The sequence below is a fragment of the Aeromonas sp. s13 genome, assembly GCF_040907905.1.
GTDB lineage: Bacteria > Pseudomonadota > Gammaproteobacteria > Enterobacterales > Aeromonadaceae > Aeromonas > Aeromonas veronii.
Genome location: NZ_JBFOCS010000025.1, coordinates 113,710 through 127,119 on the forward strand (window position 1 = coordinate 113,710; position 13,410 = coordinate 127,119).

Here is a 13,410-nt window from a genome sequence, read left to right on the forward strand (position 1 = left end):
AGTAACGACCGGAGGTTAAGGATGAGCGAGGCAACCATGACCGATCGCATTCTGGTCCAGCGGGAGGATTTCTCGCTGGCGGACGAATATGCCCGCCTCGCCACCCGCCCAGACAGTGGCGCCATTGTCACTTTCGTTGGCAAGGTGCGCGACTTCAATCAGGGGGAGGAGGTGAAGGGGCTGGCCCTCGAGCACTACCCCGGTATGACCGAGAAGGCGCTGGCCGATATCGTACAGGAGGCCCGTCGCCGCTGGCCGCTGCAGGAGTGTACCCTCATTCATCGTATCGGCGAGTTGTGGCTTGGCGATCAGATCGTGCTGGTGGCGGTGAGCAGTGCCCACCGCGACGCCGCCTTTGACGCCTGTCACTTCATCATGGATTTCTTGAAAACCCGGGCGCCGTTCTGGAAAAAAGAGCTGACCGCCGAGGGGGTGCAACGCTGGGTCGAGGCGCTTGATCGCGACAACGCCGCCGCCGCCCGTTGGCAAGCCTGACCTGTTCATCACGAGGGGCGCAGGTTCAACGGGAACCACGGCCCCGCCAAGGGGCGCGGATGTGCGGGCCCCATCAGGAGAAAGGGAATGAAACCGCTGTTATCTGTTGTCATCGCCGGCGTCTGCGCCGCCACCTTGCATACCGGTGCCGTGCAGGCCGATGAAGTGAAAGTGGCCGTGGCGGCCAACTTCAAGGGCACCATAGAGCGTATCGGCAAGGAGTTCACCGCCAAGACCGGCCACACCCTGGCCATCTCGTCTGCCGCCACCGGAGTGCTCTACACCCAGATCAGTCACGGCGCACCGTTCGATCTCTTCCTCTCCGCCGATGCGGCGACCCCCGAGAAGCTGGAAAAAGAGGGCAAGGGGAGCGATCGCTTCACCTACGCCATCGGCCAGCTGGGGCTGTGGAAGAAAGGGGGGCCGGCCCCTGACGAGGCGACCCTGCGTAGCTGGAAAGGCAACCTTGCCATCGCCAATGTCCGCACAGCTCCCTATGGTGCTGCCGCCATGGCGACCCTCACCCATCTCAAGATCGATCCCAAGCAGTACCGGTTGCTGACCGGCGCCAACATCGGCCAGACCTGGCAATTTGTCGACACCGGCAATGCCGAGCTGGGCTTTGTCGCCTGGGCCAATCTGGTTGAGGCGGGCAAGACTGGTGAAGCCTGGGCAGTGCCTGCGAGCTTCTATCCCCCCATCGAGCAGCAGGGGCTGGTATTGAAGAAAGGCGCCGCGGTCGAGGCGCTGGTCGCCTGGCTCAAGGGGCCGGGTCAGGCGCAGATCAAGGCTGCTGGTTATGCCTTGCCCCAATAAGGGAATGGGCCTGATGCGATATCCTGAGTGGTCGGCCTTCGGGTCGGCCACTCTTTGCAATAAGGATGGATACCATGCCGTTGGGGGCATTTATCAACCGGGAGGTCGGCAATGAGTGAAGGGGATCTGCTGGCGGTCTGGCTCACCCTGAAGCTTGCAGCCAGTACCACAGCGATTTTGCTGTTGCTGGCTCCGCCGCTGGCCTGGTGGTTGTCGCGCAGTCAGAACCGCCTGCGGCCGCTGGTGGAGGCGCTGGTGGCGCTGCCGTTGGTGCTGCCCCCCACAGTGCTGGGGTTTTATCTGCTGCTCGCCTTCTCCCCCGAATATGGTTTCGGCGCCTGGTGGCGCGACACCTTTGGCGCCCCGCTCGCCTTCAGCTTTCTCGGCCTGCTGTTTGCCTCCATCCTCTATTCGCTGCCGTTTGTGGTGCAGCCGCTCACCTCCGCCTTCGTCAACATGGGTAACAAGGAGCTGGAGGCTGCCGCTACCTTGGGGCTCGGCCCGCTGGAGCGCTTCTTTCACATCATCTTGCCGATGACCCTGCCCAGTTTCGTGATGGCGGCAGCCCTCGGCTTTGCTCACACCCTGGGGGAGTTCGGGGTGGTGTTGATGATTGGCGGCAATATCCCGGGCGAGACCCAGGTACTCTCCATTGCCCTGTTTGATCATGTGGAGGCGATGGATTACCAGAACGCCCATATTTTGGCGGGCGGTTTGATGGCCTTCTCGCTGGTGATGTTGGTGCTGGTCTATGGCGTGTTGCAGCGCAGACAGCGGAGAGTGTTCGGATGAACCAGCCAGCTACTATTCCGCCAGTGAACGTGCCGCCCCGCCATGCCCTGAACCTCCATGCCCGGCGCGAGTTTGGCCCCTTTACCCTCCATTGCGCACTGACCCTCGAGCTGGGGGGGATCCTCGGTCTGTTTGGCCCCTCCGGCTGCGGCAAGAGCACCCTGCTGCGTATCATTGCCGGGCTCGATCGCCAAAACGGGGATCGCTTGCGGTGGCGCGATCGGGAGTATGCTCCTCTGCTGCCCGAAGCGCGCCGGATCGGACTGGTGTTTCAGGACTCGCGCCTCTTTCCCCATCTGACGGTGCTCGGCAATCTGCAACTGGCGGCCCGCAAGGGGCGAGGGCGCTGGCAGCCCGAAGCGCTGGCGGCTCGGCTCGGCTTTGCCGATCTGCTGGGGCAACCTGCCCATGCCTTGTCTGGTGGTCAACGCCAGCGGGTAGCGCTGGGGCGGGCGCTGCTGGCCGAGCCCGATCTGCTGCTGCTCGATGAACCTTTTTCTGCGCTCGATCGGCGCAGCCGCATCCATCAGGCTCATGTGCTCAAGGGGTTGCAGCAGGAGAGCGGCATCCCGATGATCTTCGTCAGCCACGCCATGGAGGAGGTGAGCCTGCTCTGCGATCAGCTGGTGCTGCTGGAAAGTGGCAGGGTCGAGGCGCAAGGCCGGCCGAGCGAGATCTTCGCCCGCACTGATCTCTCGCTCGCCAGCCGTGACGATGCCGGGGTGATGCTGGCGGCGACCCTCTCTCACTACGATGAAGAGGAGCAGATGGCGACCCTGCAGCTTGGTGAGCAGCAACTGCGGGTCACCATGACCCATGTTCCGGACGAGAGTGGCCCCTTGCAGATCAAGGTGGCGGGGCGGGATGTGGTGATTGCCACAGCCCCCATCGAGCACTCCAGTCTCTCCAACTGTCTCGTCACCCGTCTGCTGGCGGTGCGCGAGGTGCGCCCCGGCCAGACCCTGTTGCAGTTGGCGCTGGGTGAGCAGATACTGCTGGCCCGGATCACCAGCCGCTCCGCCAGGCGGCTGGCGCTGGCGCCGGAGCAGCAGATCTACGCTTATATCAAGGCGGTGAGTCTGGTCAGCGAAGGCTGATTGGGCGCCGTGCTGATAACGTGGCAGGATGGCCACGGGCAACATAACAACAAGAGATGGTTCAGGTGATGAGTCGAGAGGCAATACACTGATGCGCCGCAATCAGGTGATGAAATTCAACGGTCTTGCCCTGCGCAGTGCGGGGGAGGGCCCTTTGCTGTTGCTGCTGCATGGGCTGGGCTCCTCCAGCCTCGACTGGCAGGCGCAGATCGAACGGTTTTCCGAACAGTACCGGGTGGTGGCGCTGGACTTGCGCGGCCACGGCCAGAGCATGCAGGAGGGGCCGTTCGATGTGGCGACCCTGGCAGCCGATGTGGTGAACTGGCTCGATGCACAACCAGAACCCGCCTGGGTGGTGGGATTGTCGCTGGGGGCCATGGTAGCGCTGGAGCTGGCGCTGCAACTGCCCCACAAGGTGCAGGGGTTGGTGCTGGTCAACGGTTTTAGCGAGTTTCTGCTGGAGACCCCCAAAGAGCAGGAGCGTTACGCCCAGCGCCTCAAGTGGCTGCGCTGGTTTGGCATGCGCCCCCTCGCCTGGTGGCTGGGACGCGAGCTCTTCCCGGGCCCGGATCTCGCTCAGGTGCGCCACACCTTCCGACTGCGTTTCGTGCGCAATAAAAAGAAAACCTACAAGGCGCTGCTGGAGGCACTACCCGGCTGGTCGGTACGCGCCCGGCTCGGCGCCATCTGGCAGCCGGTGGCCATCATCTCCACCAGTCACGACTACCTGCCGCTGGCCAAACGGGTAGAGCAGTTTGCCGCCTTGCCCAACGCCACCATCCACACCCCCAACGGCCACCACGCCTGGCCCGCGGAAGATCCTTCCGGATTTAATCATTTGCTTCACCGGATTTTAGAAACCCATTAAACTTGTCGCCCTTTTACCCCGTGTATCTATTGGTTCGATCGCCTTGCCAAAGGCATAAGGCAAGGCAATCGGACCCATTTCTGATCTATTAACAGGTGTTTCCTCATGTCTGAAGTAATGAAAATGGCCATCGATGATGGCTCGACCAACGTCAAGGTGAGCTGGATTGAGAACAAGGTGCTCAAGACCATCATCTCTCCCAACTCCTTTCGCAAGGACTGGAAGAGCGCCGCATTGCGTAAAGACAAGAAGATCTACAACTACGAGATAGGTAACACCAAGTACACCTACGACGCGACTTCCGACAAGTCTCTGGCCACCACCCACGTGGAGTACCAGTATGACGATCTCAACCTGCTCTCCGTACATCATGCCCTGTTGCAGACCGGTGTGACGCCGTGCGATGTCGCCATCACCGTAACCCTGCCTATCACCGAGTTTTACAACCCGGATGATTGCCAGCGTAACGAAGAGAAGATCGAGAAGAAACGCCGCAACCTGATGCGTCCGATCACCCTTAACAAGGGCGAGCTGTTCAATATCGTCAGTGTCGAAGTGATGCCGGAGAGTCTGCCTGCTGCGCTTTCTCGTCTGATTGGTTCAGGCTGCAACGAGTTCACCAAGACGCTGGTGATCGACTGTGGCGGCACCACTCTGGATATGGGGATCATCGTCGGTGAGTTTGATGATGTCTCCGATGTCTACGGTAACAACGAGATCGGTGTCTCCATGGTGACCGACGCTACCCGCAAGGCGCTGGCCGCAGCAGACAGCGATTCGAGCTATCTGGTGGCCAACGAGTTTATCAAGCGTCGTCACGACATGAGCTTCGTACGCGATGTGGTCAACGATGAGAGCCAGATCCCCAAGATCCTCGAGAAGATGCAAAACAAGATCGACGAGCTGGGCACTCAGGTTGCGCATGAAGCGAAGAAGTTCGCCAAGAACCCGAACCGTGTCTATCTGGTCGGTGGCGGCGCATCTCTGATTTATGACGCGATCAAGGCGGCCTATCCCACCCTGGGTGACCGTGTCGAGCTGCTGGACGATGCTCAGTCCGCGCTGGCTCGTGAAATCTGCCTCTACACCACGGAAGAGGATGAAGTCTATCGCGAAGCGCCAGTGATGGCCGAGGTTGATGATGAGTAGTCAACTCAAGCGCATGACCTTCTCCATCTACATGGATCCGGGTGCGCTGGAGTCTGATCGCTATGCGGTCGGGGTATTGCAGAACTGGTATCAACGGGCGCGAAAGATCCAGGAGGGTACCGAGGAGTTCGACTTCTCCAAGAGCCGTTTCCACAAGGATATCTACCTCTCGGGCATGTTCATGTACGTGCTGGCGCCCAACCTCTGCAAAGCGATTGCCAATGCGCTGGGGCCGGAGCAGGTGAGCATGACGACCCTGCGTCATGCCTTTGCCAGCTGTGGTTTCAATCTGGGAGAGGTCGCTGGCGAGGCGCAGCCTGCCGCAGATGTGATGATCGACGAGATTGTGGCCAGACTGGCTCCACAGCTGGGACAGAGTGATACCACTTCACTGGTGGACGAGATTGTCAGCCGGCTTGGCGAGCAGCAACCCAGCGAGATGTGGGATGAACTCAGGCAGGGGCTGCCTGCCGCGCTGGATCATGACCAGCTGGCCGAAGCCATCGCTGGCAAGCTGCCATCAGCAGGGGCCGAGCAGGATCTGGCTCCCCTTGCCAGCAGTATCCAGCTGCTCTCTCGCCAACTGGAAGAGCAATCCCGGCTGATCCGCGAGCAGCACAGATTGATCCAGCGACTGGCCAGTGCCCCCGCTCGACAGAGTGTTGTCGGCACAGAGGCTGAACCTTTGATAGAGGATCTCTCGAGTCAGGTGGCCAATATGAAAAAGGTCAAAGCTAAGGGGATCTTCTGATCCCCGATACCGTTGCTAAATCGGAATACAAAAGCCGAACCACAGGGTTCGGCTTTTTTGATCCCGTTTGCGTCAAGGGTGGGAGCAGACCGGGCAGTCGGGGCGCTTGGGCAGCTTCATCTCGCGGAAGGTGCCACTCAGGCCGTCGATCATCAGCAGGCGGCCGCTGTAGCTTTTGCCCATGCCTGCCAAGAGTTTGATAGCTTCCAGTGCTTGCAGGCTGCCCACCAGCCCCACCACGGGGGCGAGCACGCCCGCCTCGACGCAGGTGAGGGCCTGCTCGCCAAACAGAGCGCTGAGGCAGGCGTAGCAGGGCTCATCTTCCTGCCAGGTGAAGCTGCAGAGCTGACCTTCGAGCCGGATGGCGGCGCCGCTGACCAACGGTACCCTGTGCTGGCGTGCCTTTTGATTCAGCAGGTTGCGAATGGCCAGGTTGTCGGTGCAATCGAGCACCAGCTGATGTCGGGGCAGCTGGGTATCGAGCAGCACCTCATCGGCCACGGCAGCGTGGGTCTCGACGTTGAGCCAGGGATTGAGGGTTCGCAGCGACTGGGCGGCAGAGTCTACTTTGTAGTGGCCAATGCGCTCATCGTTGTGCAACACCTGACGCTGCAGATTGGAGAGCTCCACCTTGTCGAAATCGACCAGGGTGAGCTGGCCAACTCCGGCTACCGCCAGATACTGGCTGGCGGCGCAGCCAAGGCCACCAGCGCCGATCACCAGCACACGGGCCTGCTTGAGCGCCTCCTGTCCCTCGAAGTCGAAGGATTTGAGGATGATCTGGCGGTTGTAACGCAGCAGTTCGGTGTCGCTCAGGATCTCGCTCACAGCAGCAACCCCCCGAATGGCTCCACGGTCACCGTCTCGCCCGCGGCAACGCGGCCCCGTTCCCGTTCAAGAACGATGTAGCAGTTGGCTCGCGACAGTGAGCTGAACACGGCGGAGTCCTGCGAGCCGGTGCTGCGCACCTCGAGGCCGTTTGGCCCCTGACTCAGGATGCCGCGCTGGAAGTCGAGTCGGCCCGGGCTCTTTTTGAGTGGCTCGGCCGCAATGGCTTGCAGCTGGAGCGGGCGCTCGAAGTGCTGGCCCGCCAGCTTGGCCAGCGCCGGTTGCACCAGCTGATCGAAGGTGACCATGGCGGAGACGGGGTTGCCCGGCAGGCCGAAGAACCAGGCGCGGGGCAGACGGCCAAAAGCAAACGGCTTGCCCGGCTTGATGGCAAGCTTCCAGAAGCCAATCTCGCCGAGCTCGTCCAGCAGTTGTTTGGTGAAATCCGCTTCCCCCACCGAGACGCCGCCGGTGGTGATGAGTACATCGGCCTCTTCGTCGGCGCGGATAAAGGCAGCGCGTAGCTGGGCCGGATCGTCGGGGATGATGCCAAGGTCGAGGCAGTCGCAGCCCATGCGCGCCAGCATGGCCCGCACGCCGTAGCGGTTGGAGTCATAGATATCGCCGTGGGCGAGCGGGGTACCGACCGGTTTGAGCTCATCGCCAGTGCTGAAGATGGCCACTTTCAGCGGTCGGCGCACCGCGACGGTAGCCACGCCGAGGGAGGCTAGCAGTGGCATCTCTCTTGGGGTGAGGCGAGTGCCGGCTGGCAGCACGCAGGCGCCCTTGCCGATATCGCTGCCGGTGCGGCGGATATTCTGGCCCGGTTCGGGTTGCGTAAGAAAAGTGATCCGATCGCCGTCGGCCTGCGTTTCTTCCTGCATCACCACCGCATCTGTGCCTGAGGGTACCGGGGCGCCGGTCATGATCCGCACGCAGTGGCCAGCGGGCCATTCGCCCTGATAGGGCTGACCGGCAAACGCTTTGCCCGCCATGATGAGCGGGGTGCCGCTGGCGAGATCCGCAAGGCGCACGGCGTAACCGTCCATGGCGGAGTTGTCGAAGGGGGGCACGGCGAGGGGAGAGGCGATGTCGCTGGCAAGAACCCGGCCAAGGGCCTCTGGCAGGGGCAACTGCTCGCTGTCGCAGCAGCAGGCGAGTTGTTCCAGCATCCCTTGCAGGGCATCGCTTAAGGGGAGTAGTCCGCTGGTATCAAATCCCATCGTCATGACCTCTTTCTATGATTGAAGGCGGGATTATCACAAAAATCCCCGGGGATGGGCAGGTTATCTCAAGGATTCTCGGGGTAATCGGCGCTGAAACGGAGTGAGATGGCCATAAAGTATGAGGTGACGCACAAGTTGACTTGAATCTTGGCGGCAATGGCCGTTTACTATGCCGCCATAACAGATGGCCGTCACATCCCGAGTGGCGACCATTACAGCGATACCGTCGGCCCTGTACGCCGCCATAACATAAGGGGTTGCTCGATGAGCGGCCCTCACAGTCCCTGAGCGTGGGAGAGAAGATAATGACAACCTTAAGTCCGGAAGCCTTGCTGGTCAGGGCTGCCCTCGAAGCCCAGGGACTGGAAACCCCCCTGGTCATCAACGAGCTGAACAGCCAGCAGAAGCGGGAGAAGATCGAAGGCCATATGCGCTCCATCATGGAGACGCTGGGGCTGGATCTGGCCGATGACAGTCTGGCCGAGACGCCGCATCGCATCGCCAAGATGTACGTCAACGAGATCTTCTCCGGCCTCGACTATTCCACCTTCCCCAAGGTGACTGTGATCGAGAACAAGATGCAGGTGGACGAGATGATCATGGTGCGGGACATCAGCCTCACCAGCACCTGCGAACACCACTTCGTCACCATCGACGGCATGGCCCATGTGGCCTATATCCCCCGGGGCAAGGTGATTGGCCTGTCGAAGATCAACCGCATCGTGCAGTTCTTCGCCCGCCGTCCCCAGGTGCAGGAGCGGCTCACCCAGCAGATCCTGCTGGCGCTGCAGACCCTGCTCGGTACCAAGGATGTGGCCATCAGCATCAAGGCGACCCACTACTGCGTCAAGGCGCGCGGAGTGATGGACTCCACCTCCTATACCACCACCACCTCCCTCGGCGGGGTGTTCAAGACCCAGCCCGATACCCGGGCCGAATTTCTGGGCGGCCTGCGCGGATAAGATGGCGGTTGTTTTGTAACCGCCACGCTGAATAAACGAGACGCCAGCAGCTATTGCTGGCGTTTTTCATTGGTCCCGGATGAGAGTGCCGGCCTGCAACGGCTTGACCCGCGCGGCTTGCCTTATGCAAACGTTATGCATTTTTTCGATTTATTCATCTGAGCGGTATATTTAATCGAGCACGATAAACCTCTCGTTTTCACCTTACAAAAAGTAACCGGACAGACTCTTTCCGAACCATCACAATCCGGTTACTCTAGCGCCCCCTCACGGCTCTCGCTGCCGCTCATGGAATTCAGAGATATTCATCAAGGTTGGATGGTGCGCCACTGAACAGGTGGCCAGATAGTTCATGCCAGGAGGGCGTGAACCGGACGAGTGCTACGAATTTAACGACCACCAGGATATCCCATGAATACCAGTACCATGACCATAGGTAAAAAACTCACCGCCGGCTTTGCCGTGCTCGGTTTGATGGTCGCCTTTATCGGCGGTTTTGCCCTTGTCCAGTTTGGCAACATGAATGATGTTGCCATCCGGTTTACCGACAGCATCTTGCCAGCGGTCAATCGCACCAGCGCGATCGGGGATTCTCTCGGTGAGTTGCGTCGTTATGAGCTGGGTTATTTCGTGGTGGCTGCCGAGCCGCTGAAAAGGGCTGAATATCGGAATATTGCCAGTCAACAGCTTAACTCGATCGCGCAGCAGCTGATTGCCCATGACAAGACGATCTGGCCTGAGGATGTGGCGGAGCGCCGTACCTTCGATACGGTGAAATCTGACTGGGATCGTTACGTCGCCCTGCACCAGCGAGTCAAACAGCTGCAAGACAGCGATCAGCTTGCCGAAGCCCAACGCATCTTCCTTGAGGAGGGGGTTCCCCTTTACACCGCGCTGAGCAAGTCAGTGGCCTCCCTTATCCAGATTAACCATGGTTATGCGTCTGAATCCCGCAGCGACATTGTCGACTCTTATCAATCCGCCAATCTGAGTGTCACCATCGCGCTGGTGCTCGGTTTGATCCTGGTGGTGGTGCTCTCAGTGGTACTGACTCGCCAGATCCGCGACCCGCTGATCATGCTGGCCCGTCAGGCCCAGCGTATTGCCAATGGCGATCTGGGTCAGGGCGAACTGCAGCAGTGGATCCGTGACAGCCGCTTCAACCGTGATGAACTGGGTCAGCTGGGCTCCGCCATCAACCGGATGCAGGGCTCCCTCTCTGATCTGGTGAGCGAGATCGCCGGCTCCGTGAGCCAACTCAGCAGCGCAGTGGAGGAGGTGAGCGCCATCTCCAGCCAGTCAGCCAGCGGCATGGCCATCCAGCAGAACGAAGTCTCCCAGGTGGCGACCGCCATGAACGAGATGCAGTCCACCGTCAATGAAGTGGCCCGCAACACCACGGATGCCATGAGCGCCGCCAAGGATGCCTCCCGCACCTCTGCTGCCGGCAGCGAAGTGGTTCGCAGCTCCATCGCCAGCATCGAAGAGGTGTCGGTCAAGATTGAACAGGCGGGCACAGTGGTGCAGCAGCTGGAGGCCGACAGCGCCAACATCAGCGTGGTGCTGGATGTGATCCGCGATATCGCCGGTCAGACCAACCTGCTGGCCCTTAACGCAGCCATCGAAGCGGCCCGTGCCGGTGAGCAGGGCCGTGGTTTTGCGGTCGTTGCGGATGAAGTGCGTTCATTGGCCCAGCGTACCCAGGACTCCACCGCCGAGATCAGCAAGATGATCGAACTCTTGCAGAGCCGCGCCGCCGAGGCGGGCAACGCCATGCAGCTGAGTCGTCACCAGATGCAGGAGAGCGTCGGTCTGGCGCGGGATGCCGGTACCAGTATCGAGACCATCAACGGTGCCGTGGTGCGCATCACCGACATGAACACCTTGATCGCCACCGCCACCGAAGAGCAGAACGCGGTGACCGAAGAGCTCAACCGCAGCATCGTCAACATTCACAATGCCGCTGACGAGAATGCCCAGGGCGCTCATCAGATCGCCCAAGCTTGTGTCGAGTTGAGCAAGCTGGCCAACACCCTGCACCATATGACCCAACGCTTCACCCTCTAAGGGTTGATGCATGGATAACAGAAGGCCCCGCAATTGTCGGGGCCTTGTTGTTTCTGGCTGGTTTGTTGAGCGTAGGGTCGATTAGCGAAGCGTAATCGGCCGACGCCAGCCCCTCACTGATCTTTAGCTAAGTCCAATGATCTCGCCATCTTCATCAATATCGATATGGCGATAGGCAGGCAGACTACCCAGCCCCGGCATGGTCATGATGGGGCCCGCCAGCGCATAGACGAACCCGGCACCGGCGCAGAGCTTCACCTCGTCGATGGGCACCTCGAAATCGGTCGGCACCCCTTTGAGGGCTGGGTCGTGGCTGATGGAGAGCGGCGTCTTGGCCACGCAGATAGGCAAGTGATCCCATCCTTCGGCGGAGAGCTGTGCCAGCTGCTGGCGCGCTTTGTCGGAGAGCTGCACTCCGCGGCCGCCGTAGCCGCACTCCACCAGGGTCGCCAGCTTGGCGTCGAGGCTCGCCTCGTCGGGGTAGAGCAGTTTCACCTTACCGGGTTGCTCGCAGGCGGCGACCACGGCGCGGGCCAGCTCGCTGGCACCGGCACCACCCTGAGTGAAGGCGTTGGAGATGGCTGCGCCACAGGCACCGGCTTGCTGCGCTTCATGGGCCAGCAGCGCCAGTTCGGCCTCGCTGTCGGTGGGGAAGCGGTTGATGGCGACCACCACCGGCACCCCGTAGCGGCGGGCGTTCCGGATATGCCAGGCGAGGTTGGCGCAGCCCTGCTTGAGGGTCGGCAGATCTTCCCCCTGCAGGCTGGCTGGTAGCGGCTGGCCCGGGCGAATATCCAGCAGACCGCTGTTGGCCTTGAGGCCGCGCACCGTGGCCACCAGCACCACGCAGGCGGGGGTAATACCGGATTGGCGGCTCTTGATGTTGAAGAACTTCTCCAGCCCCATGTCGGAGCCAAAACCCGCTTCGGTCACCACATAGTCGGTCAGACCAAGGGCGATGCGATCGGCGATCACCGAGGAGTTGCCGTGGGCAATATTGGCAAAGGGGCCGGCGTGCACCAGCACCGGCGTCTGCTCGGTGGTCTGCATCAGGGTCGGCTGTAGCGCGTCCTTGAGTAGCACCGTCATGGCGCCCGCTACTTCCAACTGTTCGGCAGTAATGGGCTTGCCGTGAATATCGCGGGCCAGCTGGATGCGGCCGATGCGCTGGCGCAGGTCTTTCAGATCGCTCGCCAGCGCCAGAATGGCCATCAGCTCGGAGGCGGCGGTGATGACGAAGCGATCGCTGCGCTCCACACCATCGGCAGCGCCCCCCTGTCCAATCGTGAGGTGGCGCAGGGCGCGGTCATTCATGTCGAGGGTGCGTGGCCAGAGAATGTTGTCAGCATCGATATTGAGCCGCGGCAGGCCGGTTTTGGCGCTGAACTGGTCGCCGAGTTTGCGCTCATGGAACAGGCGGGCATCGAGGGCTGCAGCCGCCAGATTGTGGGCTGCCGTTAGGGCGTGAAAATCGCCGGTGAGGTGGAGGTTCATCTCCTCCATCGGCACCACCTGAGCGTGGCCGCCACCGGCAGCGCCCCCCTTGACCCCGAATACCGGGCCGAGGCTCGGCTGGCGGATAGTGGCGATGCTGGGCTGGCCGATATGGTTGAGCCCCATGGAGAGGCCAAGGGTGGTCACCGTTTTCCCTTCACCGAGCGGGGTAGGGGTGATGGCGCTCACCAGTACCAGCTTGCCGCTCTGTGTGGGCTGAGACGTGAGCAGGTCGAGGCTGAGTTTGCCTTTGTAGTGGCCATGAGGGCTGAGCAGGTGCTGGGGGATGGCGAGGCGTTCGGCCAGCGCGTGAATGGAGAGACGGGGGGACTGGCGGGAGATCTCGATATCGCTTAGCATCAGCACCTCGTTGGCATATCGGGGTAAAATATGCGGCGCAGTCTAGTGGAATATAACGGGTAATCCAATGACGAAAACGATTTTATTTGGTGAGGGTGAGGTTCGTCAGAATCCTGTTCTGTTGGATCTCAACGAACTCTATCATCCCCCCAAGCAGCCGATGACGGCGCTGGGGATTGTCAGCGCGCTGGTGCCGCTGTTCGGTTTCGGCTGGCAGGCGATGACCCAGGACCCCGAAACCCAGCTGCGCCACGAGATCCGCAAACGGGTCAACAAGCACAAGACCGACGAGGCAAACCTCATTCTGATCCTGCAGCTGGCCGCCATGTTTGACTGCCCCGAGCTTGAGGTGGCGCTCCCCTATGCCCTGAGTGAGCAGCAGTTGTCGGTTGTCCGCACCCGACTGCCACGCTGGCAGTTGCACCCCGAGCAGGAGCGTCTGCTAGCCAAGCTCACCCCTGTTGCCGCATCCACCACCGCACCCGACCAGCGTTAGGTTTCAAGC

At 61.1% G+C, this 13,410-nt stretch carries 13 protein-coding genes; 10 read left to right on the forward strand and 3 right to left on the reverse strand.

Annotation, left to right across the window (positions count from 1 at the left end; all coding sequences use genetic code 11):
- The first annotated feature begins 21 nt into the window (after positions 1-21).
- The 7 genes from moaE (at position 22) to AB5Y82_RS03170 (ending at position 5,968) form a co-directional block, all read left to right on the forward strand.
- Positions 22-495, forward strand: coding sequence for a molybdopterin synthase catalytic subunit MoaE (moaE, locus tag AB5Y82_RS03140; protein WP_110302478.1), 474 nt, complete (start codon positions 22-24; stop codon positions 493-495).
- Between the two features lie 87 nt (positions 496-582).
- Positions 583-1,311 (forward strand): molybdate ABC transporter substrate-binding protein, encoded by a 729-nt coding sequence (gene modA, locus AB5Y82_RS03145; RefSeq protein WP_368173638.1) that lies wholly within the window; start codon positions 583-585, stop codon positions 1,309-1,311.
- Between the two features lie 111 nt (positions 1,312-1,422).
- Positions 1,423-2,103 (forward strand): molybdate ABC transporter permease subunit, encoded by a 681-nt coding sequence (gene modB, locus AB5Y82_RS03150; RefSeq protein WP_005353447.1) that lies wholly within the window; start codon positions 1,423-1,425, stop codon positions 2,101-2,103.
- Positions 2,100-3,200 carry a molybdenum ABC transporter ATP-binding protein gene (gene modC / locus AB5Y82_RS03155; RefSeq protein WP_368173639.1) on the forward strand — a complete coding sequence of 367 codons (1,101 nt, stop codon included), beginning with the start codon at positions 2,100-2,102 and terminating at the stop codon, positions 3,198-3,200. Before modB ends, modC begins: the two co-directional genes overlap by 4 nt.
- A gap of 91 nt (positions 3,201-3,291) precedes the next feature.
- On the forward strand, positions 3,292-4,068 hold the full coding sequence (locus tag AB5Y82_RS03160) for an alpha/beta fold hydrolase (RefSeq protein ID WP_180349376.1): 777 nt from the start codon (positions 3,292-3,294) through the stop codon (positions 4,066-4,068).
- Positions 4,069-4,173: 105 nt separating this feature from the next.
- Positions 4,174-5,217, forward strand: coding sequence for a plasmid segregation protein ParM domain-containing protein (gene parM, locus AB5Y82_RS03165; protein ID WP_103252105.1), 1,044 nt, complete (start codon positions 4,174-4,176; stop codon positions 5,215-5,217).
- A complete protein-coding gene (locus AB5Y82_RS03170) occupies positions 5,207-5,968 on the forward strand; it encodes a hypothetical protein (protein ID WP_234916331.1) in 762 nt (253 codons plus the stop codon). Before parM ends, AB5Y82_RS03170 begins: the two co-directional genes overlap by 11 nt.
- Positions 5,969-6,040: 72 nt before the next feature.
- On the opposite strand, the gene moeB is transcribed toward AB5Y82_RS03170, so the two are convergent.
- Complete coding sequence (gene moeB / locus AB5Y82_RS03175) at positions 6,041-6,796, reverse strand: molybdopterin-synthase adenylyltransferase MoeB (RefSeq protein WP_368173640.1); 756 nt, start codon at positions 6,794-6,796, stop codon at positions 6,041-6,043.
- A complete protein-coding gene (gene moeA, locus AB5Y82_RS03180; protein ID WP_368173650.1) occupies positions 6,793-8,019 on the reverse strand; it encodes a molybdopterin molybdotransferase MoeA in 1,227 nt (408 codons plus the stop codon). The genes moeB and moeA overlap by 4 nt, the downstream gene beginning before the upstream one ends.
- A gap of 308 nt (positions 8,020-8,327) precedes the next feature.
- On the opposite strand from moeA, the gene folE reads away from it, so the two are divergent.
- Both folE and AB5Y82_RS03190 read left to right on the forward strand, forming a co-directional pair.
- Positions 8,328-8,984 carry a GTP cyclohydrolase I FolE gene (gene folE / locus AB5Y82_RS03185; RefSeq protein ID WP_139473435.1) on the forward strand — a complete coding sequence of 219 codons (657 nt, stop codon included), beginning with the start codon at positions 8,328-8,330 and terminating at the stop codon, positions 8,982-8,984.
- A 411-nt stretch (positions 8,985-9,395) separates the two neighbouring features.
- Positions 9,396-11,051: a methyl-accepting chemotaxis protein gene (locus AB5Y82_RS03190; RefSeq protein ID WP_323926498.1), complete on the forward strand. Its 1,656-nt coding sequence runs from the start codon at positions 9,396-9,398 to the stop codon at positions 11,049-11,051.
- Between the two features lie 123 nt (positions 11,052-11,174).
- Here AB5Y82_RS03190 and AB5Y82_RS03195 read toward each other — a convergent pair whose 3' ends face one another.
- The gene (locus AB5Y82_RS03195) at positions 11,175-12,905 is read right to left on the reverse strand and encodes a formate--tetrahydrofolate ligase (RefSeq protein WP_368173641.1); all 1,731 of its coding nucleotides are present in this window, start codon (positions 12,903-12,905) and stop codon (positions 11,175-11,177) included.
- A gap of 67 nt (positions 12,906-12,972) precedes the next feature.
- Between AB5Y82_RS03195 and AB5Y82_RS03200 the strand changes: the two genes are divergently transcribed.
- Positions 12,973-13,401, forward strand: coding sequence for a hypothetical protein (locus tag AB5Y82_RS03200; RefSeq protein ID WP_149152506.1), 429 nt, complete (start codon positions 12,973-12,975; stop codon positions 13,399-13,401).
- The last annotated feature ends 9 nt before the right edge of the window (positions 13,402-13,410 follow it).

Excerpts from the sequence above, each read along its gene's own strand:
- moaE (WP_110302478.1), top strand. The coding sequence starts at position 22 with ATGAGCGAGGCAACCATGACCGATCGCATTCTGGTCCAGCGGGAGGAT.
- modA (WP_368173638.1), top strand. The coding sequence starts at position 583 with ATGAAACCGCTGTTATCTGTTGTCATCGCCGGCGTCTGCGCCGCCACC.
- modB (WP_005353447.1), top strand. The coding sequence starts at position 1,423 with ATGAGTGAAGGGGATCTGCTGGCGGTCTGGCTCACCCTGAAGCTTGCA.
- modC (WP_368173639.1), top strand. The coding sequence starts at position 2,100 with ATGAACCAGCCAGCTACTATTCCGCCAGTGAACGTGCCGCCCCGCCAT.
- AB5Y82_RS03160 (WP_180349376.1), top strand. The coding sequence starts at position 3,292 with ATGCGCCGCAATCAGGTGATGAAATTCAACGGTCTTGCCCTGCGCAGT.
- parM (WP_103252105.1), top strand. The coding sequence starts at position 4,174 with ATGTCTGAAGTAATGAAAATGGCCATCGATGATGGCTCGACCAACGTC.
- AB5Y82_RS03170 (WP_234916331.1), top strand. The coding sequence starts at position 5,207 with ATGATGAGTAGTCAACTCAAGCGCATGACCTTCTCCATCTACATGGAT.
- moeA (WP_368173650.1), bottom strand. The coding sequence starts at position 8,019 with ATGGGATTTGATACCAGCGGACTACTCCCCTTAAGCGATGCCCTGCAA.
- folE (WP_139473435.1), top strand. The coding sequence starts at position 8,328 with ATGACAACCTTAAGTCCGGAAGCCTTGCTGGTCAGGGCTGCCCTCGAA.
- AB5Y82_RS03190 (WP_323926498.1), top strand. The coding sequence starts at position 9,396 with ATGAATACCAGTACCATGACCATAGGTAAAAAACTCACCGCCGGCTTT.
- AB5Y82_RS03195 (WP_368173641.1), bottom strand. The coding sequence starts at position 12,905 with ATGCTAAGCGATATCGAGATCTCCCGCCAGTCCCCCCGTCTCTCCATT.
- AB5Y82_RS03200 (WP_149152506.1), top strand. The coding sequence starts at position 12,973 with ATGACGAAAACGATTTTATTTGGTGAGGGTGAGGTTCGTCAGAATCCT.